Source organism: Sulfitobacter sp. 1A15106 (assembly GCF_043556995.1).
Lineage (GTDB): Bacteria > Pseudomonadota > Alphaproteobacteria > Rhodobacterales > Rhodobacteraceae > Sulfitobacter > Sulfitobacter faviae.
This window is the reverse complement of sequence record NZ_JBIFFM010000007.1, coordinates 193,942-219,763: the sequence shown is the minus strand read 5'-3', so window position 1 is coordinate 219,763 and position 25,822 is coordinate 193,942. Positions and strand designations below refer to the sequence as shown.

Genomic DNA, 25,822 nt, shown 5'->3' with positions numbered 1-25,822 from the left:
TGACCAATAGGGGGACATGATGGAATTGCTGAATTGGGACGCCTCAGAGCTGTCCGAGGCGCTGGCCGCGCGAGAAATTTCCGCGGTTGAGTTGATGCAGGCCACGCTTGCCCGGATCGAGGCGGTGAACGGCAAGGTGAATGCCGTCGTCTCCCTCCGCGATCGCGACGTTTTGCTGGCCGAGGCTGAGGCCGCCGACGCTGGCCCGCGCAAGGGCTGGCTGCACGGCATTCCCATGGCGATCAAGGATTTGGCGGATGCGGAGGGGCTGCCCACCTCGCAGGGCTCGCCGCTGTTTGGGGCAGCCCCGGCCACGCGGGATCACCCGGCGGTCGCGCGGCTTCGCGCCGCCGGTGCGATTGTGATCGGCAAGACCAACACCCCGGAATTCGGCCTTGGCAGCCATACGTTCAACCCGGTGCATGGCGCGACCTGCAACCGCTATGACCTCGGCCGCTCGGCGGGCGGCTCCTCGGGCGGGGCGGCGGCGGCGCTGGCGGCGCGGATGGTGGCCGTGGCCGACGGGTCGGACATGATGGGCTCCCTGCGCAATCCGGCGGGGTGGAACAACGTCTACGGCATGCGGCCCAGCTGGGGCACGGTGCCTTCGGGCAATGACGGCGATCTGTTTCTGCACCAGCTTTCGACCTTGGGGCCGATGGCGCGCAGCCCGCGCGACCTTGCCCCCCTGCTGGACGTGATGACAGGCTATGATCTGCGCGAACCGCTGACCCGCGCCACCCCCGATGCAACACCGCTGATCGACGCGGCACTGGCCCCTCAGCGGATCGGCTGGCTGGGCGACTGGGGCGGTGCCTTCCCCTGTGCGCCGGGGATCATTGACCATAGCGAGGCGGCGCTGAAGCGCTTGGCCGACCTTGGCCATACGGTCACGCCCTTGGCGGCACCCTTTGATGCGGAGGCCATGTGGGAAAGCTGGATCACCCTGCGGTCCTTTGCCGTGGCAGCCTCCCTCGGGGCGATCTATGACGACCCCGCTCGGCGCGAGGGGCTGAAACCTGCCGCGCAATGGGAGGTCGCGCGGGGGCAGGGGTTCTCAGCCTATGACATCCAGCGTGCCAGTAGCATCCGCTCCGATTGGTTCCGCGCGGCGGATGCTCTCTTTGAGGAAGTCGATGTGCTGGTGCTGCCCTCGGCGCAGGTCTGGCCCTTTGCTGTCGAACAGGTGCACCCGACCGAGATCGACGGCCAGCCGTTGGATACCTATCACCGTTGGATGCAGGTGGTGGTCCCCGCCAGCCTGATCGGCCTGCCGGTGGTCAACATCCCCGCAGGTTTCGACGCGCGCGGTCTGCCCTTGGGGCTGCAACTGATCGGCAGACGCGGCAGCGACGCGCGTCTGCTCCAACTGGCCCAAGGTTGGCATGAGGCGACGGGCTATCCGCAGGCGCAGCCGCCCCAGCTCTAGCGGGGCTCAGTTAAAGGGCGCGTCGGGCTGAAGCAGGCGGCGGTGGTAGGGCATCAGCGCGTCGATGTCGGTGAACCCCGCCTGCCGCGCGGCGGGCAGAACGGTTTTGGGGTCTCTGCCGATATACTCATAGGTCAGCCGGGTCACCCGCGTGCCCGCGGCGCTTTCGGGGGCGGTGCGGGTGACGTAGCCCACCCAAAAGTTATTCTCGAAAGAGGCGACGCGGTTGAGGTAGTTGAACGACCCGGTCAGCGTGCGACGCCGCGAAACGACGATGGAAACCCCATTCTCTTGTCGTGAGACGATGCCGCGATATTCCCGCGCCATCGGGTTGGTCGGCAGCTCCTGCGCACGCAGCGATGGCGCGCTCTCATAGCCGCGCAGGAAGGTGTTGCTGCCATGGCGCGTGATAAAAACCACGCCGGTCACGAACCTGTCCTGATCCAGAAAAGACCGCCGCGCGAAACGGTAAAAACCGCTTGGGAAATCCGCCTCGGGCACGTTCTGAACCCCGGTGCCCAGAAAGTCGCGCAAGAAGCTGTTGTTGATCGGATCTTGGTTCAGGGAAATCTCGGTTACCGGCTCCAGCAGCACCCGCGCGTCGATCTCGAAAAAGCGGCAGATCCGCGCCAGCACATCGGGCCGGGGGAAGCTTTCGCCCGAAAGGTAGCGGTTGAATTGCGTGCGATTGATGCCAAGCTGCCGGGCAAGGTCAGAGATTGAGGGGTAATCCGCTGCCAACTGGCGCAGATTGGCGCCGAACATGCTACGAAGTTCAGAGGGAGAGCGGTTGGGAGCGGACATGCAGCCTCGTTCTGAATGGGTCGCGACCTTGGAATAAAAGCCGCTATGGCCAGATGGTTAACAGACTGACGCGAAGGCGCGTCAAAGCTGACGCCGAATTGTAGCTGACCCTACTGGAACCGACACAAAATGCAAGCGCACGTTGCATTTTAACCTATGTTTCACCTCTTTCGATTGTCGCAGAATGGAGAACAAACATCGAAAGCGGGGTGTACTATGATTGGTGTAGTTCTGTGGAGCGATAATAGCGCCGGAAAAGCGGTTTTCTGGTGCGAAGATCAAGGCGATCTTGCCTATTACGAAGAGCCGGCGATCCGTGTCGGGCAGGGGGCGGGGTTTGACACGGGCGATATGGTGCAGTTCGACGTCTCAGTGCATCGCAAGCTGCGTATCGCGGACAACCCCCGGCTGGTTCAGGAGAAAGCGGCTTCGCATCTGCCCGAGGCGCTGCGTCACGATAGCCCCTTAGCGGCAGAGCCGGAGGCAGAGGGAAAGCGCCAGCATGGCGCCCAGATCATACCCTTTACCGCCAAGCCCGGACCGCGCCAATTCCGCGCGGCCCAGCTGAAAGCCTAAACGCCCCGCGTGTCAGACACCACGGGCGAGGGCGGCCACGCCGGTGCGGGCGACATCGGCCAGCCCCAGCGGGCGCATCAACTCGGCGAAAGCGTCGATCTTGTCGGGCGCGCCGGTGATCTCGAAAACAAAGCTTTCGAGCGTGCTGTCGACCACATTGGCGCGGAAGATATCTGCCAGCCGCAGCGCTTCGACCCGTTGCTCGCCCTTGCCGACGACTTTGAAAATCGCCAGTTCCCGTTCCACGCTCGGCCCTTCGACGGTGAGGTCATGCACCTCATGCACCGGCACGATGCGACCGACCTGCGCCTTGATCTGCTCGATCACCTGCGGGGTGCCGCTGGTGACGATGGTGATACGCGACAGATGCCCGGTATGGTCCACCTCGGCCACGGTCAGACTGTCGATGTTATACCCCCGGCCCGAGAACAGGCCGATCACCCGCGCCAGCGCGCCGGGCTCGTTCTCGACCAGCACGGCCAGCGTGTGTTTTTCAACCACATCCGAGAAGTTGGGCCGTAGGTTATAGGCGGAATGCGAGGTCGCACCTTTTTTGATTTTTAGGGCAGCCATGTCTTCGTCCTTCTTCATCTTCGCCGGAAACTTCAACAATTTCCGGGACGTTATCTTTTAAAGAAAACGGGTTACACCAACACCGAGCCTTTTGCGTCGATCACACCTTGGGTCTCATGATCGCCGGGCAACAGCATTTCGTTATGCGCCTTGCCGCTTGGGATCATGGGGAAGCAGTTCTCATGCTTCTCGACCAGACAGTCAAAGATCACCGGCCCGTCGTGGTTGATCATTTCCATGATCGCATCATCAAGGTCATCGGGGTCTGAGCAGATGATCCCCTTGGCGCCAAAGGCCTCGGCCAGTTTGACGAAATCGGGCAGCGCTTCGGACCAGCTTTGCGAATAGCGCTCACCATGCAGCAGTTCCTGCCACTGGCGCACCATGCCAAGACGCTCGTTGTTGAGGATGAACTGTTTCACCGGCAGGCCGAATTGCATCGCCGTGCCCATTTCCTGCATGTTCATCAGCCACGAGGCTTCACCCGCCACATTGATCACCAGTGCCTCGGGGTGGGCCATCTGCACGCCGATGGAGGCGGGGAAACCATAGCCCATGGTGCCAAGGCCGCCCGAGGTCATCCAGCGGTTCGGCTCTTCAAAGCCGAGGTATTGCGCGGCCCACATCTGGTGTTGGCCCACTTCGGTGGTGATATAGCGGTCGTGATCCTTGGTCAGCGCTTCGAGCCGCGCCAGCGCGTGCTGGGGTTTGATCACCTTGCCGGATTGGTTGAACTTGAGGCAGTCGATGCTGCGCCACTCTTCAATCTGCTGCCACCATTTCGCCACCGCCTCGCTATTGGTCTTGCGGCCGCGCGACTTCCAGACCTTCAGCAGGTCTTCGAGCACATGGGCCACATCGCCGACGATCGGAATGTCGATGCGGATCACTTTGTTGATCGACGATGGGTCAATGTCGATATGCGCCTTGGTGGATTTCGGGCTGAAACTGTCAATAACACCGGTGATCCGGTCGTCGAACCGCGCGCCGATGTTGATCATCAGATCGCAGTCATGCATCGCCATATTGGCCTCGTAAAGCCCGTGCATCCCGAGCATCCCAAGCCATTTCTCACCCGACGCCGGGTAGGCGCCGAGGCCCATCAGGGTGGAGGTGATGGGAAAGCCGGTGGCGTCGACCAACTCGCGCAAAAGCTGGCTGGCCGCCGGGCCGGAGTTGATGACCCCGCCGCCGGTGTAGAAAATCGGACGCTTCGCCGTCTCCATCGCCGCGACCAGTTCGGTGATCTCGGCCATGTCGCCCTTGACCTGAGGCTGATAGCGCGAGGTCGAGGGTTTGGGGGACTCGTAGTGGCCAGTGGCGAATTGCACGTCCTTGGGGATGTCGATCAGCACCGGGCCGGGGCGGCCATGGGTGGCGACATGGAAGGCCTCGTGCAGGGTGGCGCCAAGGGTGTCGGTCTCTTTCACCAGCCAGTTGTGCTTGGTGCAGGGACGGGTGATGCCCACGGTGTCGGCCTCTTGAAAGGCGTCGGAGCCGATCATGAAGGTCGGCACCTGACCGGTCAGCACCACCAGCGGAATGGAGTCGAGCAGCGCATCCGTAAGGCCCGTGACCGCATTCGTGGCACCGGGGCCGGAGGTGACCAGCACAACGCCCGGTTTGCCAGTAGAACGGGCATAGCCTTCGGCAGCGTGCACCGCGCCTTGCTCATGGCGCACCAGAACGTGCTTGATCGAATTCTGCTGAAAGACCTCGTCGTAGATCGGTAGCACCGCGCCACCGGGATATCCAAAGACGGTGTCCACACCCTGGTCAATCAGGGCTTGGACGATCATTTTCGCTCCGGTCATCTGGCGTTTCATCTTGGGTGCTCCGTAAGGCAGGTTATTGCGATTGGCATAAAAAAACCCCCGGTCTGACGGGGGCGCATGGGAAGGATTATGGTCTACCGTTACCGGCCCATGCGCGTGTGTCTTACAATAATGACTAGGTCGGTCATCTTAAGGGTCCTTTAAGCGTGGCGTGAGATTAGGAGGGGGAAAGAGGGGCGTCAACAGCGAAATGGCGAAAATCTTGTACGTCCGGCGGGATTATTTGTAGGTTTATTTCGCATCGCTCCTCAAATGCGTTATTTTTGGAAAGATTTGATCGGTGCGGCGTACTTTCTTGCATTTCCGGTGCGATATCACACAAAACAAAACGGGCAGCCCAAGGGGCCGCCCGGTAATGGTGCCAAAATCAATAGGTTTCCTCAGCGCGGGCTGACATCCGGCAGGGTGATATTGGCCACCTGTTCGGCGATGGGATCGTTGCTGAGCGGATGCTGGTCGGGCACGAAACCCTCAGGATCGCGCATCTTTTGCCACTGCCCGCCCATATAGACCTCTAGCCCCGAGAATTTGGCCTTATATCCCATCTTCTGGCTGCCGGGCACCCAATAGCCAAGATAGACATAAGGCAGCCCCGCCGCGCGGGCGATTTCGATATGGTCGAGGATGATGTAATTGCCCAGCCCGTTGCGGGGCCGGTCGGGGGTGTAGAAGGAATAGACCATGCTCACCCCGTCGCCCAGCACATCGGTCAGGCAGACGCCAACGAGGGCATTGTCGGCCTCAGGGTCGGTATACTCAATCACCCGGCTGCGGATCGGCGTTTCCTCGATCATGGCAGCGAATTCGAACACGTCCATATCCGCCATGCCCCCATCCGCATGGCGGCTATCAAGGTAGCTGCGGAAAAGGTCATATTGCTCTTCCGTGGCCCAAGGCGATGTCGCGCGGCGCTTAAGCCCCGCGTTGCGCTTCAGGATGCGGCGCTGGCTTTTGCTGGGGCGAAAGGCGGCCACGTCGATCCGCGCGGAAAGACAAGCGGCGCAATCGGCACAGGAGGGGCGGTACAGAACATTTTGCGAGCGGCGGAAGCCTTGGCTCGACAGGCTGTCATTCAGGCGTGCGGCATTATCGCCCTGAAGGGCGGTGAACAGCTTGCGTTCCATCCGGCCCTCCAGATAGGGGCAGGGTTGCGGCGCTGTGACATAGAATTGTGGTGTCAAAGGCAGTGTATGTCGCATGGGCTTCCAGCATTTATCGGGGGATGCTATCAACCACCCCCCGCGCCGCCAAGGGCAAATTTGCGTCCGCCCCTAGCGGCTGAGCCGCCGGTTCACCGGCACGGTGCCAAGCGCCATGTCCGTAAGGCTTTGACGGCGGGCCGTGGTGCAGATGAGAACGGCCGAGACGACCTGAATGATGGTGACCGTCATCGACAGCGAATAGCCGATGGTATGCAAAAGCGCGGTCATGAAATCGAAGGGCCGGTCGCGGTGGTCGCGCAGCTCCATCGCCATCAGGCGCATCCCCCATGTGGCCGAGCCGCTGGTCAACGTGGCCACCCGGTAGGCAAAGCCCACCACCAGCGTCAGGAAGGGGAAAAAGAACAGCCCCGTAAAGGCCGTGAAGGGCAGGATCAGCACGCAAAAGAGCAGGACAAGGGTCACATCGATGACCCAAGCCAGCAGCCGTTTGCCAGCGATGCCGTCATAGAATTGCGGGTGTAGGTCAGGGTCTGGGGTCTGGGTCATGTCTTGTCCTGCGAAAGGCCCCCCGGGCGGGATGCCGGGGGGCGGGGGTCAGGGCGCGATCAGGCGTTTGTGGCCGTCTCGGCCCGCTTGGCGCGTTCGTCCATGAATTGGTCGAACTCGGCCTTGTCCTTGGCCTCGCGCAGACGCTCAAGGAAGGCTTCGAAGTTGTGCTGCTCTTCTTCCAAACGGCGCAGCGTGTCGGCCTTATAAGCGTCAAAGGCGCGGTTGCCGGTGCTGCGCGACATCATCGCGCGGCTGGATTTGCGGCTGCAGGATTTCGAAGAGAACATGCGTTTGCTCCAAGTCATATAGGCAAGAAGGGCGAGGCCCAGGGGCCAGAAGAAGATGAAGCCGAGCACCATGGCGGCGATCCATGCGCCTTTGCCGCGTGCGTCCATCCAGGCTTCTGTCCGGGCCAGCCAGCTGGGGCGGGGGGAGTAGGTCGGGTCGGTGGTCACTGTCGTCATTGTTGAGCCTTTCGGTCGTGACGGGCCTGTCGCCGGCCCGGGCGTTTCGGATAATGTGAATGTCTTTCACATTGAATAGATCGGAACGCCGAACCCGTTTCGCAAGGGGCTATGTGAATGTTTTTTACATTATTTAAGAAGCGACAGTGAAATCAGCGACTTGCGCGCCCGAAAGCTGCGCCATTCTCTGCGGTTCAAGACAGAAAACGTGATGCGGCGTGCCCGCAGCGGCCCAGACCAGCGGGAATTGCAGCAGATTGCGGTCAAACCAAGCGCGCGGCGGCGTGATATGCCCCAAAGGCGCGACGCCGCCGATGGCAAAGCCGGTCTGCGCCCGGATCAGCGCGGCATCGGCTTTGCCCAAAGGCTCCCCGGCCAGCGCCGCGGCCTGTTCCAGATCGACCTGCTGCGCGCCCGCGGTGATGAACAGCAGCGCCGCCGCGCTGTCTTCGCCGCGCAGAACGATTGATTTCGCGATCTGGTCGACCGCGCAATCAAGCGCCGTGGCCGCATCCACCGCCGTCCGCGCCAAAGCCGTCTCGCGGATTTCCGGCGTCACCCCCGCGGCCTCCAGCGTGGCACGCACGCGTTTCAAACTCTTGCTCATTCTCTGCCCCTTGTCGCATCGCGCCCCCTCGGGGCGCGCGCCAAAGTCGTAGCAAGCCCGTGCCCTGTCGCAACCCCCATTGACGCCGCTTGGATCAGCCCGCAAAGCTGGCCCCATGACAGACCCATCTCTCGCCGCCCGGATCACCCGTTCCCCCCGTGTCTACCACTGCGAACGTGCGCAGGATGCGGCGGCGCTGCTGCCCGATCTCGCGCCGGAGTTGCGCGAAATGATCTCGGCTGCGGCCTCGACCGCGCCCTATCTGATGGCGCTTTTGGAGAAAGAGGCGGGCTGGCTGAGCGCGGCGGTGGCCAATCCCGAAACCGCTCTGGCCGAAAATTGCGCAGCAGCGGCGGAACTGGCCCCCGACCGGCTTGCCGATGGGCTGCGGCAGGGCAAGCGGCGTATGGCGCTGCTGACCGCGCTGGCCGATCTGGGTGGGGCATGGTCGCTGGAAGAGGTGACCGGGGCGCTGACCGAATACGCCGATGCCGCCTGCGGCGCGGCCCTGCGCGCGGGGCTGGCGGCCCAAATCAAGCGCGGCAAGCTGCCGGGCATGACGATGGACGATCTTTCCGATTGCGCCGGCATGGTCGTCTTTGCCATGGGCAAGATGGGCGCGGGGGAGCTGAACTATTCCTCCGACATCGACCTGATTTGCCTTTTTGATGAAAGCCGTTTTGCGCCTGATGATTTCCACGCCGCCCGCAGCGCCTTCGTCAAAGCCACGCGCGCCATGTCTGCCACGCTGAGCGAGAATACGGCCCAAGGCTATGTCTTCCGCACGGATCTGCGCCTGCGCCCCGACCCGGCGGTCACCCCCGTCTGCATCGCGATGGAAGCAGCCGAGCGTTACTACGAAAGCCTTGGCCGCACATGGGAACGCGCAGCCTATATCAAGGCCCGCCCCGCAGTGGGCGACATCGCGGCGGGCGAGGCGTTTCTGCAATCGCTCCGCCCCTTCGTCTGGCGCCGCCATCTGGATTTCGCCGCGATCCAAGACGCCCATGACATGCGGCTGGCGATCCGTGAGCACAAGGGCTTGGGCGGCCCGATCACCCTGCCGGGTCATGACATGAAACTGGGCCGGGGCGGCATCCGCGAGATCGAGTTCTTCACCCAGACCCGACAACTCATCGCCGGGGGGCGCGACCCCGATTTGCGGCCCCGTGGGACGCTCGCAGGATTGCAGGTGCTGGCCGAAAAGGGCTGGGTGCCCGATGAGGTCGCCGAGACGCTTGGCGATCACTACCGCGCGCATCGCACGGTCGAGCATCGGTTGCAAATGGTGCAAGACGCCCAGACCCACACGCTGCCCCGAAACGATGCCGATTTCGACCGGCTGGCCGCCATGATGAATATGGATGTCAAAGACTTACAGGCCGATCTTCATGAGCGTCTGCAAGCCGTGCACGACCTGATCGAGAGCTTTTTCGCCGCCACGAGGGAAGAGCCCGAAGCCGCCCGCCCGGCGCATCAATTCGACACCTCGGTGCTGGACCGTTGGCCCGGCTATCCCGCGCTGCGCTCGGAACGGGGGGCGGATATTTTCGGGCGGCTGAAGCCACTGCTGCTCGACCGTCTGGCGCAATCCGCCAAGCCGGACGAGGGGCTCTTGGCCTTCGACGGTTTTCTCGCGGGGCTGCCCGCCGGGGTTCAGCTCTTTTCGCTTCTGCGGGCCAATCCGCAACTGGGCGACCTCTTGGTGGATATCGTCGCCACATCGCCCGCGCTTGCCACGCATCTGTCGCGCAACTCCGGCGTTTTCGACGCGGTGATCGGTGGGGATTTCTTCTCGGACTGGCCGGGCCAGACCAAACTGACCGAGATGCTGGCGCAGCATCTGGCGGGGGAGGCGGACTATGAGTTGCGCCTTGACGGCACCCGCCGTTGGGCGCGCGAATGGCATTTTCGGATCGGCGTGCATCTGCTGCGCGGGTTGATCGACGCGGCCACCGCCGGGCGGCAGTATGCCGAGCTTGCCCAAGCCGTCTTGCAGGCGCTTTGGCCCGTGGTCGTCGATCAATTCGCCACCCGCCATGGCCCGCCTCCGGGGCGCGGGGCGGTGATCCTTGGCATGGGCTCGCTCGGGGCCGGGCGGCTCACGCCGACCTCGGACCTCGATATGCTGGTGATCTATGACGCCGATGGGGTGGAGAGTTCCGATGGCCCCAAACCCCTCGCCACGCGCAGCTATTACGCGCGGCTGACCCAAGCGATGATCACCGCGATGACCGCGCCGATGGCCCAAGGCAAGCTTTACGACATCGATATGCGCCTGCGGCCTTCGGGCAATCAGGGGCCTGTGGCGACCAGCCTTGCCAGTTTCGAGAGCTATCAGAAAGAACAAGCATGGGTTTGGGAGCATCTGGCCCTCACCCGTGCCCGGGTGATCGCGGGGGCAGAGGAACTGGGCCGCGATGTTAACGCGCTGTGCAAAGACATCCTCAGCCGCGCCGCCCCGCGTGACAAGGTGCTGGGGGAGGTGGCCGATATGCGCCGCCGCATCGCCGCCGTCCGCAGCCCCACAGGTGCGCTCGACGCCAAGACCGGCGCGGGACGATTGCAGGATATTGAACTTTTCGCGCAGGCGGGGGCGCTCATCGGCGGCACTGGCGCGCGTGAGATCGACGCGGGCCTTGCCGCCGCGCGCGACGAAGGGGTGATCGACGCCGAAGGGGAGGCGACCCTCTCCGCCGCCTATACCGATGCTTGGACTCTGAACTGCGCCGCGCGGCTGCTCTCGGCCAATCCGATCGAGGCAGGGGCGATGGGGCAGGCGGGGGCGAGTTTCCTCTGTCGTGTGCTGGGGTGTGCTGACCTTTCTGCCTTGGAAAGCAAGATGCAGACCGACTACGATAGCGCCGCGCAGATCATTAACGCAGCGCTGCCAATGCCGGGGCGGGAGGGCGCATGAGCGATCCCGATGACCCCAAGGGCCTGATCCGCGAATCCTACCGGATGGAGGGGATCGGTGCCGCCGAATGCCGCAGCATCTTTCTCGACTGGGCCCTGAGCCTGCCCGACGGACACGACAGCAGCGCCGCCATCACCCGATTGCTGGAACGGCACCGCGCCGCCGCCGATCACCCGATGACCCAAGTGCTGCGCGAGGGGCAGACGACGCTGACCACCCCGCGCCGCCGGGGCGGCTGGCGGGGCAGGGCGCGCAACTGACCGCCGATCGGGGCTTGCGAAACCTCTTTCCCCAGCCGCGCGAACGCAGTACGAGGGGCGCTATGACAACGCCCCAACCCCCCTCCGCCCCGCAGCCTGCCACACGTCCCGTGGTGCGCCTATTGCCCAAGGCCAACGCCCGCGCCATCCGCCACGGCTTTCCTTGGGTCTACGCCAATGAATTGGTCACCGACCGCCGCACGCGCGGGCTCGCCCCCGGCACGCTGGCGCTGCTGGAGGATGCCGAGCGCAAGCCCATGGGGCTGGTCGCGGTCAATCCGAACTCCAAGATCATCGCCCGAATGATCGACCAAGACGCCGAGGCGCAGATCGATCAGGCCTGGTTCGAAGCGCGCCTCAATCGCGCCCTTCAACTGCGCAGCCAGCTTTACGATCAGCCCTATTACCGCCTGATCCATGCCGAGGCTGATGGCCTGCCGGGCGTCATCATCGACCGTTTCGGCGATACCTGCGTGATCCAACCCAATGCCGCTTGGGCAGACGCACTGATTGAGCCGCTCGTCGCCGCGCTGCAATCCGTGACGGGCGTGCACAACGTACTCAAAAACGCCTCAGGCCGGACCCGCAAGCTCGAAGGGCTCGACGATGCCTCGTCCACGTTGGCGGGCGAGACGCCCGAGGGGCCGCTGCCGGTGCCGATGAATGGCGCGACCTATATGGCCGACCTCACCGGCGGGCAGAAAACCGGCCTGTTCTATGACCAACGCCCGAACCACGCCTTTGCCGCTAATCTCGCGCGGAATGGTGCGCGGGTGCTTGATGTCTTCTCTCATGTCGGCGGCTTCTCCCTCGCGGCACTTGCGGGCGGCGCATCCTCGGCGCTGGCGGTGGACGGCTCCGCCCCCGCGCTGGAACTGGCCGAGGCCGGGGCCGCAGCGATGGGCATGCAAGACCGTTTCGCCACCCGCCAAGGCGATGCTTTCGATGTGCTCACCGCCCTGCGGGACGAGGGCGAGACTTTCGACGTGGTGATCTGCGACCCGCCTGCCTTTGCCCCCTCGCGCCAAGCGGTCGACGCTGGCTTGCGCGCCTATGAACGTGTCGCGCGCCTCTCGGCGCAACTGGTGGCGGAGAACGGCATTCTGGGGCTTTGCTCCTGCTCTCATGCCGCTGACCTGAACCAGTTCCGCACGGCTTCGGTGCGCGGCATCGGTCGGGCCGGACGCCGCGCCATGCTACTGCACACCGGTTTCGCCGGGGCGGACCACCCGCAACTGCCCCAGCTTGCGGAAAGCGGCTATCTCAAGTCGCTGTTCTTCCGCCTGTGATGGAAACGCGCCCCCGCGTGCTGATCGACACCTGCGTGCTTTATCCCACGGTGATGCGCGAGATGGTGCTCGGCGTGGCGGTGCGGGGCGCGTTCGAGCCGATCTGGTCGGCGCGTATCTTGGAAGAATGGGCCCGCGCAGCGGTCAAACTTGGCCCCGCGGGCGAAGCCCAAGCGCGGGCCGAAATCGCACTGTTGCGCGGCAATTGGCCCGGGGCCGAACGCGAGGCTTCCCCCGGTCTACAAGCGCGGCTGTGGCTGCCGGATGCTAATGACATCCATGTGCTGGCCGTCGCCGTGGCCAGCAGCGCCGATATGATCCTGACGCTTAATGCCAAGGACTTCCCGCGCCAAATCCTCGCCGAAGAGGGGCTGAGCCGCGCCGATCCCGACAGCTATCTGCATGGCATCTGGCAGGCGACGCCTGAACTGGTTGCCCCCGTGGCCGAAGCTGTCTTGCAAGAGGCGCGGCGGCTTTCCGGTGAGCCATGGGAAATGCGTGCCCTGCTGAAAAAGGCGCGGCTGCCGAGGCTGGCAAAGGCTTTGGGCTAGATCAGCCGTCCCACCGCAACTGCATTTGCCGCAGCTTGTCGATCCGCTCTTCCGTCTTTGGATGGCTCAGCAACCACGCAGGCGGACGGTTGCCGCCAGATTGGCTGAGCGCGTCGAGCTTTTCGAACAGGGAGATTTGCGGGCCAATGCCGATCCCGGCTTTGGTGAGCAGGGCGGCGGCATAGGCGTCGGCCTCATATTCGTCACTACGCGACAACCGCGCGGCAAGCAGGCTGGTCAGCCCGCTGGCGATCCAGACGCCGATGCCGGGAATGAGCCGCCCCAGCACCATCGCAAGGGCCGTGCGCAGGGCGTTCTGGCCCGAGAAATCAATCATCCGGCGGCGGGAATGGCCAAGGGCGACGTGACCCAACTCATGGGCGATAACGCTTGCCATTTCTTCAGCCGTTACAGCACCTTGTCGGAACTTGTTATAGAAGCCGCGGGTGATGAAAATACGCCCATCGGGGGCGGCCAGCCCGTTGACGGGTTCGATCTCATAAAGATGCACCTTAATGCGCGGCAGGTCGAGCGCGCGGGCCATGCGGTTGCTGATCTCGTTTAACTTCGGATCGACCAGCGGCGTCGATTTCGCATCCAACTCCCGCGCCGTGCGCCAAGTTGAGAAACGGTACATCGCCAGCGCATAGAGGATGGCGAGGAGGATGGGGATAACGCGGATCATGCGCTCAATATGGGGAGCGGGGGGACCGGGGGCAAGCGGCCATGGCCTGCGCCCCGGTCGTATTCTTGGCGATCAGACGAGTTTCGCGTCCATCGTGATCTCTGCCGTCAGCAGTTTGGAGATTGGGCAGTTCTCCTTGGCGGTTTTGGCCGCCTCATCGAAGTCTTCCTGCGACGCGCCGGGGATGCTGGCCTCGACCGTCAGATGCACTTTCGGCACATGAAAGCCGCCGTCTTTCTCTTCGAGATGGACCTCGGCCTTGGTCTCGATACTGTCGGGCGTCAGGTCGCTTTGCCCGAGGATCATTGACAGGGCCATGGAAAAGCAGGAAGCATGGGCCGCACCGATCAACTCTTCGGGGTTGGTGCCTTGCTTGCCCTCGAAACGGGTGTTGAAGCCATAGGGCTGGTCGGACAGCACGCCGCTTTCGGTCGAGACATGGCCGTTGCCCTCTTTGAGCGAGCCTTCCCATTTCGCGCTGCCGGATTTGATGATCGGGGACATTCTATTTCCTTCCACATTGCTTGCCTTCGTCCCCTGAGGTGGCGCGGCGCGGCGGGCTGTCAAGGAAGGGGTTAGCGCGTCATGGTCTTGATGCCCCGGCTCAACCCTTCGAGCGTCATGGGCACCATGGCCTCGGGGCCGAAAATCTCTTGGATCATCGCGATGGATTGGGTGTAGCCCCACTGCCGTTCGGGGACGGGGTTGATCCACAGGTGGTTTGGCCACTGGTCGCGTGCGCGGGCCAGCCAAGTCGCCCCGGCCTCGGCGTTCCAATGTTCATTCGCGCCGCCCGGATAGGCGATCTCATAGGGTGACATGCTGGCGTCGCCCACGAAAATGCATTTGTAGTCAGACCCATAGCTGCGCAGCACATCATGGGTGGGGATCTGCGCATCCCAACGGCGGCGGTTGTCGCGCCACACGCCTTCGTAGAGGCAGTTGTGGAAATAGAAATGTTCGAGATGTTTAAACTCGCCCTTCGCGGCGCTGAAGAGTTCCTCGACCACTTTCACATGCGGGTCCATCGAACCGCCGATGTCGAGAAACAGCAGCACTTTCACCGCATTGCGCCGCTCAGGGCGGGTCTTGACGTCGAGATAGCCATGTTCCGCCGTGGCGCGGATCGTGCCGTTCAGGTCAAACTCTTCCGCCGCGCCATCGCGCGCCCAACGGCGCAGGCGTTTCAGCGCGAGCTTGATGTTGCGGGTGCCGATCTCGACATTGTCGTCGAGGTTGCGGAACTCACGTTTGTCCCAGACCTTGACCGCGCGTTGGTGGCGGCTTTCCTTTTGGCCAATGCGCACGCCTTCGGGGTTGTAGCCATAGGCGCCGAAGGGCGATGTGCCCGCCGTGCCGACCCATTTGGAGCCGCCCTGATGCCGGCCTTTCTGTTCCTCAAGCCGCTTTTTCAGCGTCTCCATCAGCTTGTCGAAACCGCCCATGGCTTCGATCTCGGCCTTTTCCTCGGGCGAGAGGTGCTTCTCGGCCATCTTGCGCAGCCAGTCTTCGGGCAGGTCCACGGCGTCGAGCACATCGTCGAGGCTGATCTTCTCCAACCCTTTGAAGGCGGCGGCGAAGGCGCGATCGAACTTGTCGATGTTGCGCTCGTCTTTGACCATCGACACGCGGGCGAGGTAGTAAAACGCCTCCACGTCATAGGTCGCAAGCCCCGCTTTCATACCTTCCAGAAAGGCCAGAAACTCCCGCAAGGAGACCGGGACATTGTGACGGCGTAGCTGATCGAAGAAGGGCAGAAACATCAGACGCTCAATGCGCGGTCCAGCAGAACCGTGGCGATCATGCCGACGATGAGAAAGGCCATGCCATAGCCCGCGGCATATTGCGCGATGTCCTTGCGGTTCCCGCCGCGTTTGCGCGCGGTCAGCCCGCCGATAATCGCGCCGATCAATGCCAATCCGAGTGCTATCATAACCTATTGCCCGTTTGTTTTGTGGGCCTATCCATTGCGCGGGTTCAGGCTTGCGATCTCGCGCAGCTTGGCCCGCACTGCCCAGTCAGGGCCAAAGCCGTATCGCGCCCAGCCGATGCTGTCCAGCCTGACGCGGCGCGCCTCAATGCCGCGGCCTTCGATCTCCAACGCTTCGGCCTTAAGCAGCATGAGCGTGGCCAGAAGGGCGGCGTTTTCGCTGGCCTTTGCCACGGGCAGATGCGGCTCGATCAGGGTCAGCGCGCCTGCGCCATCGCCGATGGTCACCGCATAGCCCGCTCGCTGGGTGGCGACATAGGCGCGGTGCAGCGTTGTGCCGGGGGTGCGGGCATAGAGGGCGTCGGCGGTTTGGTAATGCGCCTGTGCGGCGGCGGGTTCGGTCATCTGGATGACCCGGCCCATGGCGTAATGCGAAAAGGCGTGGCGGTTGTCCTGCCAGCCCTGCGTCTCGGCGATGCGCAGCGCGTCACGGGCGGCCTTCAGCCGGGCGTTGCGGCCCACGTCGCGGCCAAGAGCGGTTTGGATCGCGCGGCTCCAGACCTGCGGCGTGGCGCGGGCGGGGCGAGGGGCGACGGTGCCGCCTGCGGGGTTCACCCGGGCCAGAATGCCCGGCAAACGGGCGGCGACCTCTTCGCGGTTCATGCCCGAGCGCAGCGCGGGGTCATAATAGATGCGCAGCACCAGCATGTCGAAACCGGTCAGCACCGTATGCACGTTGTCGTCGTTAAAGACCGAATCCGGCAGCCGGTAGAGATCGTTCAGCGGCCCAAGCGCTTGAGCAAGTTCCTCATGCAGACAGTCGCGGCTTTCCTGCGGGCTCACGTCATTGGGCAGGAAGATCGCCAGCCTGCGCCGCTCGGTCAGGCGGGTCCAATCGGTGGCGGGCGCGCGTCGCGCGCGGCGGTATTCCTCAAGCGTGCTGACGTTTGGCACCACGAAACAGGCCGCCTGTGGCAAGAGCCGCCGGATTTGGCTGCGGTTCACCGCTTGAATGGTGATGCTGGCCTCTCCGCCTGTGACCTCACGCAGTTCGATCCCGGCCTCGCGGCGCAGACGGGCCAGCAGACGCGCAAGGTCCGGCCCCAGTGTGGCGGGCGGTTGGCCCAGCACGCGCAGGGTGATCGGCCCCTCGAAACGGGTCAGAACGGGCAGGGCGCGGCCACTTTCCATCCGGAAGGACAGGTCGAGAAAATCCTCCGCCAGCGCCGCATTCGACACATGCGGCTGAGCGGGGCGGGCTTGGGTGAACTGCTTCATCGGGGGCAGGGTGCTGTCGGCGATGACCGCGCGGGTTGCCACCTCGGAATGCGAGGCGGGCACGCAGGCGTTCAGCAGCAACATCAGCGGCAGGATCAGCCGCGCCTTCACGCTGCGTCTCATGCGCCCGGGCCTCTCTGCTTCTCCGCGTGGGCTGCTCTATCCCAATATGCGCGTGGCGCGGTTGCTGATTGTCCTTGCATCTGCCTGCCCCATCGGTCGTTTGAACCCGGGTCTTTGCGCCCGTGATTGACCTCAGCCTAGGCAGGTGAAAAATCAAAAGCGAGGAAAATACCCGCTTTTGACGTAAAGTCGCATTTGTGTTGCCGCCCTACCGCTGACGCCGCGCCATGAAGGCCAACCGCTCGAACAGATGCACGTCCTGCTCGTTCTTCAGCAGCGCGCCGTGCAGCTTGGGCAGGGCGTTGGGGCCGTCCTTGGCCAGATCTTCGGCGTCCATATCCTCGGCCAGCAAAAGCTTCAGCCAGTCCAGCACTTCGGAGGTCGAGGGTTTCTTCTTCAGCCCCTGCTGTTCGCGGATCTCGTAGAACTGCGTCAGCGCGGTGGTCAGAAGCTGTTGCTTGATGCCCGGATGGTGCACTTCGACGATCTGTTTCAGCGTCTCCATGTCGGGGAATTGGATGTAGTGGAAGAAACAGCGGCGGAGGAAGGCGTCGGGCAGTTCTTTTTCGTTGTTCGAGGTGATGATGACGATGGGGCGCTGCTTGGCCCGGATCGTCTCACCCGTCTCATAAACGAAGAATTCCATCTTATCGAGTTCCTGCAACAGGTCGTTGGGAAACTCGATGTCGGCCTTGTCGATCTCGTCGATCAGCAGCACGACCTTCTCGTCCGCCTCGAAAGCCTGCCAAAGCTTGCCCTTGCGGATGTAGTTCTTCACGTCATGAACCCGCTCGTCGCCCAACTGGCTGTCGCGCAGACGGTTCACGGCGTCATACTCGTACAGGCCCTGCTGTGCGCGGGTGGTCGATTTGATGTTCCATTCGATCATGCGCAGGCCCAAAGCGTCGCTGACCTGCCGCGCCAACTCGGTCTTGCCGGTGCCGGGCTCGCCCTTCACCAGCAATGGCCGCTCCAGCGTCACCGCCGCATTTACGGCAATTTTCAGGTCCTCGGTGGCGACGTAGTCTTTGGTGCCTTGGAATTTCATCTTGTTTTCAACCTCGTGTGACGGGCGCTTGATCCTTGGCCTTTAACCAAAAATCAAAGGGATTGTGTAGTGACAATTGTTACCCGCTCAGATAGACGCTGCGGCAGGGGACGATGTCGGGAGACAGGCCTTTTTAATGTCTGAGTTGAAAAACGCCGGGGAAAAACAAATGAAGCAGGAAATGTTCCTGCCGGACGACTATCGTCCGGCCGAGGACGAGCCATTCATGAATGACCGTCAGCTTGAGTACTTTCGTCGCAAGCTGATCAACTGGAAGGCGGAACTGTTGGCAGGCAGCCGCGACACCATCGAAACACTGCAAGACGGCACCCGGAACATCCCGGATGTGACCGACCGCGCCTCGGAAGAGACCGACCGCGCTTTGGAACTGCGCACCCGGGATCGGGCGCGTAAACTGGTCGGCAAGATCGACGCGGCGCTGCGGCGGATCGACGAGGGAGAGTTCGGTTACTGCATGGTCACCGGCGATCCGATCTCGCTCAAACGGCTGGACGCGCGGCCCATAGCCACCATGACCCTTGAGGCGCAAGAGCGTCACGAGCGGCGCGAAAAAGTCCACCGCGACGACTGACATCACCTGAAACACCACACGCCGGGGCAAATGCTTCGGCGTTTGTGGTTGGGGCGCGAATGAAACCTTCCAATGCGATTGTCGTGGGCGGCGGGATCGGCGGGCTGGCGCTGGCCACAGCGCTGGCGCGGCGTGGCGTGGCCGTGACCCTGCTCGAACAGGCCGCGCGCTTTTCCGAGATCGGTGCCGGGCTTCAGATCAGCCCCAATGGCCTCGCCGTCCTGCGCGGGCTGGGGCTTGAGCGTGGGTTGGCGGCACGCGGTGCGGTGCGCGGGCAGGTGGTACGGCTTTGCGACTATGCCAAGGGCGGCCAAGTGGCGCGGCTGGACCTGACCCGCCTGCCGGAGGACCAGCGTTATTATTTCCTCCACCGTGCCGATCTGATCGACCTTTTGCGTGAGGCCGCACAGCGGGCCAATGTCACTTTCGAGACCGATGCGCAGGTCGCCTCCATCCACCCCGGCGCTTTGCCGCAGGTCCAGATGGCGCGCGGCGGGCGGCGGCGGGCGGAACTGGTGGTGGCCGCCGATGGCATCCACTCGGTCGGGCGGATACAGTTGAATGGGGCGGATCAGGCGCGGTTCTCGGGGCAGGTCGCATGGCGCGCGCTTATCCCCAACGTGGTCGATCATCCGCCCGAGGCGCGGGTCACCATGGGGCCGGGGAAGCATCTGGTCAGCTATCCGTTACGCGAGGGGCGTATGGTCAACCTCGTGGCCGTGGAAGAGCGTGACGATTGGGCCGCCGAAGGCTGGCACCATCGCGACGATCCCGCCAACCTGCGCCGCGCCTTTGCCGGTTTCGGGGCACAGGCCGCGCAGATGTTGGAGGCGGTGGAGGAGGTCACTCTCTGGGGGCTGCACCATCACCCCGTCGCCGCAAATTGGCAGGCCGATGGCGTCGCGCTTTTGGGCGACGCGGCCCATCCGACACTGCCCTTTCTGGCGCAGGGCGCGAATATGGCGTTGGAGGATGCATGGGTCTTGGCCGATTGCCTGACCCGCTATCCGCGCGACGCGGCGCTCACCGCCTATCAGGCGGCGCGCATCGACCGGGCGCGGCGCATCGTGAAAACCTCCGAAGGCAACGCCACCCGCTATCACCTGCGCTCAGGTCCGATACGCTTTGCGGCCCATACCGGGCTGCGCATCGCCTCAACGCTGGCCCCCGGTGCCATGCTGCGGGCCTTCGATTGGCTCTATGCCCATGACGTGACGAAAGGGTAGAGGCCGCCGCGGAAGAACGGCGGCCCCAAACACTCAACCCGCGCGTTGCAGCATGCCAAACAGGTCGCGCGGATCATCCGGGTCGGCCAGAAGGTCGAGCGGCTGGAACAGCCCGGTTTCGGCAATCTGGTCGCGGACATAGCGCAGGGCCGAGAAATCTTCGATCGCGAAGCCCACGGAGTCGAACAGGGTGATCTGTTGCGCATCGCGGCGGCCCTCTGCCTGACCGGTCAGCACCTGCCAGATCTCGGTCACCGGGTGGTCAGGCTCAAGCTGCTGGATTTCGCCCTCGATGCGGGTCTGCTCGGGGTATTCCACGAAGATGCCCGAGCGGTGCAGGATCGCGGGCGCCAGTTCCGTCTTGCCCGGACAGTCGCCGCCGATCGCGTTGATATGTACGCCGGAGCCGACCATATTGTCGGTCAGGATCGTGGCATATTGCTTGTCCGCGGTGCAGGTCGTGATGATCTGCGCGCCCATGATCGCCTCCTCGGCACTGTCGCATTCCACGACCTTCAGCCCCGAGCCCGCCAGATTGCGCGCGCATTTCGCGGTTGCCGCGCGGTCGATGTCGTAAAGCCGCACCTCGTCGATGCCGCAGATCGCCTTCATGGCGAGGCTTTGGAACTCGGACTGCGCGCCGTTGCCGATCATCGCCATGACTCGGCTGCCCTTGGGCGCCAGCAGCCGCGCCACCACCGCCGAGGTCGCCGCCGTGCGCAGCGCGGTGAGGATCGTCATCTCGGTCAGCAGCACCGGGTAGCCGTTGGCCACATTGGCCAGAAGGCCAAAGGCGGTCACGGTCTGGAAGCCGGTTTTGGTGTTGTCGGGATGGCCATTGACGTATTTGAAACCGTAAACATCGCCGTCCGAGGTCGGCATCAATTCGATCACGCCCTTCTCGGAGTGGCTCGCCACGCGCGGGGTCTTGTCAAAAAGCTCCCAACGTTTGAAATCGGCTTCGATATATTCGGCCAGCCCGCGCAGCATCTCTTCGACGCCAACATGGTGGATGAGCTTCATCATCTGGTCGACGGAAACGAAAGGCACCAGCGCCTTGTCGGAGGGTTTGAGGTTGGTCATCTTGGGGTCTCCAATCAATATGCGCGTGTGGGGCGGTCAAAGACGCGGCGGCCAAAGGCCGAGGCGGTGAGGTCGACCATCAGCTGCGCGGTGCGGCCCCGCTCATCAAGGAAGGGGTTCAGCTCCACCAGATCGAGCGAGCTCATCAGCCCGCTGTCCGAGAGCATCTCCATCACAAGATGGCCCTCGCGCACGGTGGCGCCGCCCGGCACGGTGGTGCCCACGGCGGGCGCGACGGAAGGATCGAGGAAATCGACGTCGAGCGAGACATGCAGCATGCCGCCCGCCGCCGCCACCTTGTCGAGGAAGCGTTGTAGCGGCTTGGCGATGCCGCTCTCGTCAATCTCGCGCATGTCGACGTAGGTGACCGTGGTCTCCTGCAGCGCCGCGCGTTCGGCGGCATCGACCGAGCGCAGGCCGATCATGGCGATATTATCATGGGGCAGGGGCTTGTCGATCTTCGGAAACCCATCAAAGCCTTCGCGTCCGGTAACATAGCCCAGAGGGGTGCCATGCAGGTTGCCGCTGTCGCTGGTCTGCGGCGTGTGGAAATCCGTATGCGCATCGAGCCAGAGCACGAAGAGCGGGCGGCCCGCCTTCTCGGCGTGGCGCATCGCGCCCAGCACGGTGCCAAGCGCCAGCGCGTGGTCGCCACCCATGAAGATCGGCAGCCCGTCGTCCATCGCCGCATCGGCGGCGGCGGCGAGGCTCTCGGTCCAGGCGATGGTCTCTTCCAGCGCGTGCAGTTTGTCGTGCTCCTTGGCGTGGTAGGGGGCAGGGGCCACGTTGCCGCGGTCGGTCACGCTATGGCCAAGGTCGCGCAGCGCGCGCTCCAGCCCCGCGGTGCGGTAGGCGTCCGGCCCCATCAGGCAGCCGCGACGGCGCTTGCCGCTGTCCAGCGGAACGCCCAGCAAAATACAGTTCTGTTGGTTCGACATGGGGGACTCCTGAGATGTTTGATCTCAGATAATCCGCGCATCTGTCGAACGACAAGCCGTCAAACTGTCCGTTTCGGGGGTGTTTCTGACAAACTGGAAGGTCATCTGTCCAGTTTGTCCGGTTCTCGTTCTTCAGGCCGCCTTCCGCGCGGCGGCGACCCAAAGGCCGATCAAGAGGAAAGAGAAAATCGCGTTCCACCCGGCCATCGACAGGCCCAGAAACTGCCAGACGATCTCATCGCACATGACCAAGCCGCTCGGGCCTTCGGTCGACAGGAGCGACCCGCCATCGAGGCTGCCCAAATCCATGCCGCCGCCGGTGCAGGAACTTGGCCCGGGCCACCAGCCCCATTCCACACCGGCATGAAAGATGCCGATCAGCGCGGTCACCGCCGCCGCCATGGCGCCGAGCCAGGCCAGCACGCGCGGCCCGCCGAGCAGCACGATTGCCCCGATCAGCACCGCCGCTGCATGGGGCCAGCGCTGCCAAAGGCACATCTGACAGGGCGCGTAGCCGCCCAGATGTTGAAACCCGAAAGCCCCCAGCAACAGCGCGGCCGAACCGAGCGTCGCGAGCAAAGTCAATGTCTTACCCGTCATAGTACCTTCACCACCATGAAGCCGCCGATCAGCAGGGCGACTGCCAATGTGAACATCAAACCCAAGCGTCGTTCAATGAAGTCTCGGATCGGTGCGCCAAAGCGCCACAGCAGCCCCGCCACGACAAAGAACCGCAGCCCGCGGGCGAGGATTGAGGTCATGATAAAGGTGCCAAGCGGCATACCCGTCCAGCCCGACATGATGGTGATGACCTTGTAAGGGAAGGGGGTGACCCCGGCGACCAGCACCGCCCAAAAGCCCATGTCATTGAACCGGGTCGAGAATTCCGCCATCGCATCGGTCTTGCCCAGACTTGCAAGGATCGGCTGGCCGAGGTTCTCAAAGGCCAGCGCGCCGATGGCATAGCCCAAAAGCCCGCCCAAGACCGACGCGAGCAGCGCCACCCCGGCGATCAGCCAAGCGCGATTTGGCCGCGCGATGATCATCGGGATCATCAGGATGTCAGGGGGGATCGGAAAGAAGGAGCTTTCGACAAAAGCGACAACGGCAAGCGCCCAGAGGGCATGGCGGTGTTGGGCCAGGCCCAGCGTCCAGTCATAAAGGCGGCGGATCATTATCGGGGGCTCCGGCTGTTTTGAATGCCTCACCATGTCGCGCGTCCAAGGTCAAGCAACTGGGCGCGCAGCACGGGTGAAAATCCACTTGCTCCTGCCGCTTTTGCAGGCTACATCGCCCTACGTGCCCAAGTGGCGGAATGGTAGACGCAGGGGATTCAAAATCCCCCGCCGCGAGGCGTGCCGGTTCGAGTCCGGCCTTGGGTACCACCTTTTCCAGAAGGTTTTCCGCATATTCGTATGAATGATCCCGGTGCTTTGCGCCGCCTAAGCCCGTTCATTTTTCGCGCCAAAACCCTGCGATCACCTCCTGCGCCACCTTATTCTGCACCGTAAAATCAGTGTCTCCCGCGCCGCCGCCGTCGGGGTCGGTGAACCAACGCCAGATCCAGACGTCTTGAATCCCCCGGGCCTCAAGGGCGCGGAGCCAGCGATCCAGCACCTCGGCCTGAAGCGCCATGTCGGCGGGGGCGGCGCGTTCTTCGGCGCTTTCCCATGGGCGGGCGGTCGCGCCCTCAGCGGAGCGGAGGCCGATTTCCGCGATCCAGATGGGTTTTGCATATTTTCGCGCCACGGCGGCGACCCGGTCCAATTCTAAGGCGATGGCGCGGTCCCAATCGGCAGGCGCGTCCGGGGCGCCTAGAACGGGGTAGAGGGATACCGCCACGGCATCCAGTTCGGGCCAGAAGGTGACCTTCTCTGCCTCATCGGCGCCGTGGGCGACATAGGTGAGCTTTCCGCTGAAAAGCGCGCGTATCTCGGCGATGGTCTCGCCCCACTGCGGCGCCCCCGATACGCCGCGCAATTCGGTGCCGAGGACGAGCACGTCGGCGCCGTTACGCTCTGCTGTGAACGCGATGGCGCGCAGAACCTCTGCGTAGGCGGCGTGCCATGCGTCTGCGCTGTCCGGCTCCGGGGCAATCGCGCCGGCCCAACTTCCGGGCACCCAGACATGGGGTTTGACGATGGCGGCGAGCCCCGCGGCGTGCAGCTGCGCGATCCCGGCGGCGATCCTGTCATGGGGCAGCGCATCCCCCATGACAATGGCGCTGGAACCGGGCGTAGGCTGCCATAGGAAGGGGATCACCGTCGCCGCCGTCGCGCCCGTGTCACGCAGCCGCGCGATACTTTGGGCGGCGGCGGGGCTGCCGAAGGGAGCGTTCGGCGTCTCGATCAGGTTGAACCCGCGTAGGATGCCACCCGCCTCTTGGGAAAATGCCGCTGTCGCAGTCAAAGCGGTAGAGCCGAGGGCCCAGAGAAGCGTGCGACGGTCGATCATGCGGGTAGGGTAGGATGTCTTCCCCCGCCGCACAACGGCGCGCTGGCGAAGATGCTTGGCCTTTTGGGCGCTGCACCGGGCCAAATAGCGTCAATTTCGCGCAAAATTGGCGGGCTTTCATCTGCCGGACCCGCGCAGAGCCCAGTGACAATTCCCTTTTCCCGGTCGGCCCAAGCGCGTAGGCAGCGCCTACCTTGGAAAACGAGACATATCATGGCGCAGAATGCCACCATCTACAAAGTCGAGCTTTCGGTCTCGGACATGGATCGTCATTATTACAAGACCCATAAGCTGACCATCGCTAAACATCCTTCGGAAACCGATGAGCGCCTGATGGTGCGGCTGGTGGCCTTTGCCCTTAACGCCCATGAGCATCTGGAGATGACCAAGGGCCTCTCTACGGATGATGAGCCGGACATCTGGCAGAAGAGTCTGAGCGGCGAGTTGGACGTTTGGATCACGCTCGGCTTGCCGAGTGAGAAGGTCCTGCGCCAGTCCTGCAACAAGGCGGCGAAGGTCGTGGTCTACCCCTATGGTGGCAAGACGGCGGAGATCTGGTGGGATAAGGTCAAGAACGGCACCACCCGTTTTGACAATCTGGACGTGGTGAACCTGGCCGAGGGTGACACCAAGGCGCTGGCGGAGCTGGCCAGCCGGGCGATGAAGCTTCAGGTGATGATCCAAGACGGCGAGGCGACGGTGAACCTTGATGAGGCGATGGTGACCCTCACGCTCGACCGTTGGAAGACTGCCTAGTAAGGGACGGCACGCTTAAACGCAGTCGAAAAAAGGCGCGCCTCTATGGGCGCGCCTTTTACTTTAAACGTCGAGCTTCTTGTCGCCGCGTTTCCATGCCAGCGGCTGGAAAACCTCATCCACCGGGGTTTCGGCCACGTGGTTGACGTAGTTCGACATGGTTTTCTGCGCCATGCCGAGGATCACGTCCAGCACCGAGCGGTGGCCATAGCCTGCGTCGAAAAACGCCTGCATCTGCGCGTCGGAAACGAAGCCGCGGTTGCGGACCATCTGCACGGTGAAGGTCCGCAGCGCTTCGAGTTTGGGCGTCGGCAGGGCGGTTTCATTGCGCAGCGCGTCGCTGATCTCGTCCGAGACCTTCATCATCTTGGCGATGCCGGTGTGGGCGGGCACGCAGTAGTGGCACTCGTTCTCGACGTTGATCGACTGCCAAACAACGGTCAGCTCTTCGGCGTCGAACTCGGTCTCGGTGAAGAGCTTGTGCAGCACCTGATAGCCTTCATAAGCCTGCGGGCTTTCGGCCAGCACCTTGTGCAGACCCGGCAGGCGGCCAAAGGCCTTTTGCGATTCTTCCAGCAGCGGCTTGGAGGCTTCGGGCGCGGTGTTTTGGTCGTGGGACGGGAATGTCATCGTTTCTACCTTTGTAAATCGTCGATATCCGTCATTTAGGCTTTCTTGAGCGATCACTCAAG

At 63.4% G+C, this 25,822-nt stretch carries 28 protein-coding genes and 1 tRNA gene; 10 read left to right on the top strand and 19 right to left on the bottom strand.

Annotated elements, in window-relative coordinates:
• The first annotated feature begins 19 nt into the window (after positions 1 to 19).
• Positions 20 to 1,429 carry an amidase gene (locus ACGYKA_RS13120; RefSeq protein ID WP_394439007.1) on the top strand — a complete coding sequence of 470 codons (1,410 nt, stop codon included), beginning with the start codon at positions 20 to 22 and terminating at the stop codon, positions 1,427 to 1,429.
• A gap of 6 nt (positions 1,430 to 1,435) precedes the next feature.
• Here the strand turns inward: ACGYKA_RS13120 and ACGYKA_RS13115 are convergent, their stop codons facing one another.
• Positions 1,436 to 2,233 (bottom strand): helix-turn-helix domain-containing protein, encoded by a 798-nt coding sequence (locus ACGYKA_RS13115; RefSeq protein WP_169306045.1) that lies wholly within the window; start codon positions 2,231 to 2,233, stop codon positions 1,436 to 1,438.
• A 216-nt stretch (positions 2,234 to 2,449) separates the two neighbouring features.
• On the opposite strand from ACGYKA_RS13115, the gene ACGYKA_RS13110 reads away from it, so the two are divergent.
• On the top strand, positions 2,450 to 2,809 hold the full coding sequence (locus ACGYKA_RS13110) for a hypothetical protein (RefSeq protein WP_271687575.1): 360 nt from the start codon (positions 2,450 to 2,452) through the stop codon (positions 2,807 to 2,809).
• 12 nt (positions 2,810 to 2,821) lie between these two features.
• On the opposite strand, the gene ilvN is transcribed toward ACGYKA_RS13110, so the two are convergent.
• The 6 genes from ilvN to ACGYKA_RS13080 all read right to left on the bottom strand — a co-directional run bounded on the left by ilvN (position 2,822) and on the right by ACGYKA_RS13080 (position 8,000).
• On the bottom strand, positions 2,822 to 3,382 hold the full coding sequence (gene ilvN / locus ACGYKA_RS13105) for an acetolactate synthase small subunit (RefSeq protein WP_271687574.1): 561 nt from the start codon (positions 3,380 to 3,382) through the stop codon (positions 2,822 to 2,824).
• A 71-nt stretch (positions 3,383 to 3,453) separates the two neighbouring features.
• Positions 3,454 to 5,208, bottom strand: coding sequence for an acetolactate synthase 3 large subunit (locus ACGYKA_RS13100; RefSeq protein WP_394408839.1), 1,755 nt, complete (start codon positions 5,206 to 5,208; stop codon positions 3,454 to 3,456).
• Positions 5,209 to 5,597: 389 nt separating this feature from the next.
• A complete protein-coding gene (locus ACGYKA_RS13095; RefSeq protein ID WP_394408842.1) occupies positions 5,598 to 6,416 on the bottom strand; it encodes an arginyltransferase in 819 nt (272 codons plus the stop codon).
• 72 nt (positions 6,417 to 6,488) lie between these two features.
• Positions 6,489 to 6,926, bottom strand: coding sequence for an RDD family protein (locus tag ACGYKA_RS13090; RefSeq protein WP_067268666.1), 438 nt, complete (start codon positions 6,924 to 6,926; stop codon positions 6,489 to 6,491).
• 59 nt (positions 6,927 to 6,985) lie between these two features.
• Positions 6,986 to 7,393 carry a DUF2852 domain-containing protein gene (locus ACGYKA_RS13085; RefSeq protein ID WP_394408845.1) on the bottom strand — a complete coding sequence of 136 codons (408 nt, stop codon included), beginning with the start codon at positions 7,391 to 7,393 and terminating at the stop codon, positions 6,986 to 6,988.
• A gap of 133 nt (positions 7,394 to 7,526) precedes the next feature.
• Positions 7,527 to 8,000 (bottom strand): YbaK/EbsC family protein, encoded by a 474-nt coding sequence (locus ACGYKA_RS13080; protein WP_394408848.1) that lies wholly within the window; start codon positions 7,998 to 8,000, stop codon positions 7,527 to 7,529.
• Between the two features lie 115 nt (positions 8,001 to 8,115).
• Here ACGYKA_RS13080 and ACGYKA_RS13075 point away from each other — a divergent pair, with 115 nt between their 5' ends.
• The 4 genes from ACGYKA_RS13075 (at position 8,116) to ACGYKA_RS13060 (ending at position 13,017) form a co-directional block, all read left to right on the top strand.
• Positions 8,116 to 10,917 carry a glutamine-synthetase adenylyltransferase gene (locus ACGYKA_RS13075; protein ID WP_394408851.1) on the top strand — a complete coding sequence of 934 codons (2,802 nt, stop codon included), beginning with the start codon at positions 8,116 to 8,118 and terminating at the stop codon, positions 10,915 to 10,917.
• On the top strand, positions 10,914 to 11,177 hold the full coding sequence (locus ACGYKA_RS13070) for a hypothetical protein (protein ID WP_394408854.1): 264 nt from the start codon (positions 10,914 to 10,916) through the stop codon (positions 11,175 to 11,177). Before ACGYKA_RS13075 ends, ACGYKA_RS13070 begins: the two co-directional genes overlap by 4 nt.
• A gap of 62 nt (positions 11,178 to 11,239) precedes the next feature.
• The gene (locus ACGYKA_RS13065) at positions 11,240 to 12,466 is read left to right on the top strand and encodes an RSP_2647 family RNA methyltransferase (RefSeq protein WP_394408857.1); all 1,227 of its coding nucleotides are present in this window, start codon (positions 11,240 to 11,242) and stop codon (positions 12,464 to 12,466) included.
• A complete protein-coding gene (locus ACGYKA_RS13060) occupies positions 12,466 to 13,017 on the top strand; it encodes an RSP_2648 family PIN domain-containing protein (RefSeq protein ID WP_394408860.1) in 552 nt (183 codons plus the stop codon). Before ACGYKA_RS13065 ends, ACGYKA_RS13060 begins: the two co-directional genes overlap by 1 nt.
• 1 nt (position 13,018) lies before the next feature.
• Here the strand turns inward: ACGYKA_RS13060 and ACGYKA_RS13055 are convergent, their stop codons facing one another.
• From ACGYKA_RS13055 to ACGYKA_RS13030, 6 genes are all read right to left on the bottom strand, one after another.
• Positions 13,019 to 13,702 (bottom strand): M48 family metalloprotease, encoded by a 684-nt coding sequence (locus tag ACGYKA_RS13055; protein WP_394408863.1) that lies wholly within the window; start codon positions 13,700 to 13,702, stop codon positions 13,019 to 13,021.
• Positions 13,703 to 13,774: 72 nt separating this feature from the next.
• Positions 13,775 to 14,206 carry an OsmC family protein gene (locus ACGYKA_RS13050; protein ID WP_271687561.1) on the bottom strand — a complete coding sequence of 144 codons (432 nt, stop codon included), beginning with the start codon at positions 14,204 to 14,206 and terminating at the stop codon, positions 13,775 to 13,777.
• Positions 14,207 to 14,277: 71 nt separating this feature from the next.
• A complete protein-coding gene (locus tag ACGYKA_RS13045; protein WP_394408866.1) occupies positions 14,278 to 15,465 on the bottom strand; it encodes a VWA domain-containing protein in 1,188 nt (395 codons plus the stop codon).
• Entirely contained in the window at positions 15,465 to 15,635 is a 171-nt protein-coding gene (locus ACGYKA_RS13040) for an apolipoprotein acyltransferase (RefSeq protein WP_067262001.1), read from the bottom strand. The genes ACGYKA_RS13045 and ACGYKA_RS13040 overlap by 1 nt, the downstream gene beginning before the upstream one ends.
• 27 nt (positions 15,636 to 15,662) lie before the next feature.
• Entirely contained in the window at positions 15,663 to 17,033 is a 1,371-nt protein-coding gene (locus ACGYKA_RS13035) for a DUF2927 domain-containing protein (RefSeq protein ID WP_394408869.1), read from the bottom strand.
• Between the two features lie 208 nt (positions 17,034 to 17,241).
• A complete protein-coding gene (locus tag ACGYKA_RS13030) occupies positions 17,242 to 18,081 on the bottom strand; it encodes an AAA family ATPase (protein WP_394408872.1) in 840 nt (279 codons plus the stop codon).
• Positions 18,082 to 18,250: 169 nt separating this feature from the next.
• On the opposite strand from ACGYKA_RS13030, the gene dksA reads away from it, so the two are divergent.
• On the top strand, positions 18,251 to 18,673 hold the full coding sequence (gene dksA, locus ACGYKA_RS13025; RefSeq protein WP_168613149.1) for an RNA polymerase-binding protein DksA: 423 nt from the start codon (positions 18,251 to 18,253) through the stop codon (positions 18,671 to 18,673).
• 59 nt (positions 18,674 to 18,732) lie between these two features.
• Entirely contained in the window at positions 18,733 to 19,899 is a 1,167-nt protein-coding gene (locus ACGYKA_RS13020) for an FAD-dependent monooxygenase (protein ID WP_394408875.1), read from the top strand.
• A gap of 33 nt (positions 19,900 to 19,932) precedes the next feature.
• Here ACGYKA_RS13020 and ACGYKA_RS13015 read toward each other — a convergent pair whose 3' ends face one another.
• The 4 genes from ACGYKA_RS13015 to ACGYKA_RS13000 all read right to left on the bottom strand — a co-directional run bounded on the left by ACGYKA_RS13015 (position 19,933) and on the right by ACGYKA_RS13000 (position 23,095).
• The gene (locus ACGYKA_RS13015; protein WP_394408878.1) at positions 19,933 to 20,982 is read right to left on the bottom strand and encodes an ornithine cyclodeaminase; all 1,050 of its coding nucleotides are present in this window, start codon (positions 20,980 to 20,982) and stop codon (positions 19,933 to 19,935) included.
• Positions 20,983 to 20,996: 14 nt separating this feature from the next.
• On the bottom strand, positions 20,997 to 21,920 hold the full coding sequence (rocF, locus tag ACGYKA_RS13010; RefSeq protein ID WP_394408881.1) for an arginase: 924 nt from the start codon (positions 21,918 to 21,920) through the stop codon (positions 20,997 to 20,999).
• 132 nt (positions 21,921 to 22,052) lie between these two features.
• Complete coding sequence (locus tag ACGYKA_RS13005) at positions 22,053 to 22,520, bottom strand: disulfide bond formation protein B (RefSeq protein ID WP_394408884.1); 468 nt, start codon at positions 22,518 to 22,520, stop codon at positions 22,053 to 22,055.
• Positions 22,517 to 23,095 (bottom strand): YqaA family protein, encoded by a 579-nt coding sequence (locus ACGYKA_RS13000; protein ID WP_209218107.1) that lies wholly within the window; start codon positions 23,093 to 23,095, stop codon positions 22,517 to 22,519. Before ACGYKA_RS13000 ends, ACGYKA_RS13005 begins: the two co-directional genes overlap by 4 nt.
• Positions 23,096 to 23,221: 126 nt before the next feature.
• Here ACGYKA_RS13000 and ACGYKA_RS12995 point away from each other — a divergent pair.
• A tRNA-Leu gene (locus ACGYKA_RS12995) sits at positions 23,222 to 23,305 on the top strand.
• A 67-nt stretch (positions 23,306 to 23,372) separates the two neighbouring features.
• On the opposite strand, the gene ACGYKA_RS12990 is transcribed toward ACGYKA_RS12995, so the two are convergent.
• Entirely contained in the window at positions 23,373 to 24,374 is a 1,002-nt protein-coding gene (locus ACGYKA_RS12990) for a glycoside hydrolase family 113 (RefSeq protein ID WP_394408887.1), read from the bottom strand.
• Between the two features lie 213 nt (positions 24,375 to 24,587).
• On the opposite strand from ACGYKA_RS12990, the gene ACGYKA_RS12985 reads away from it, so the two are divergent.
• Positions 24,588 to 25,130, top strand: a complete 543-nt coding sequence (locus ACGYKA_RS12985; protein WP_394417935.1) for a YaeQ family protein — start codon at positions 24,588 to 24,590, stop codon at positions 25,128 to 25,130.
• 63 nt (positions 25,131 to 25,193) lie between these two features.
• Here the strand turns inward: ACGYKA_RS12985 and ACGYKA_RS12980 are convergent, their stop codons facing one another.
• Positions 25,194 to 25,760, bottom strand: a complete 567-nt coding sequence (locus ACGYKA_RS12980) for a carboxymuconolactone decarboxylase family protein (protein ID WP_394408893.1) — start codon at positions 25,758 to 25,760, stop codon at positions 25,194 to 25,196.
• Positions 25,761 to 25,822 lie beyond the last annotated feature (62 nt).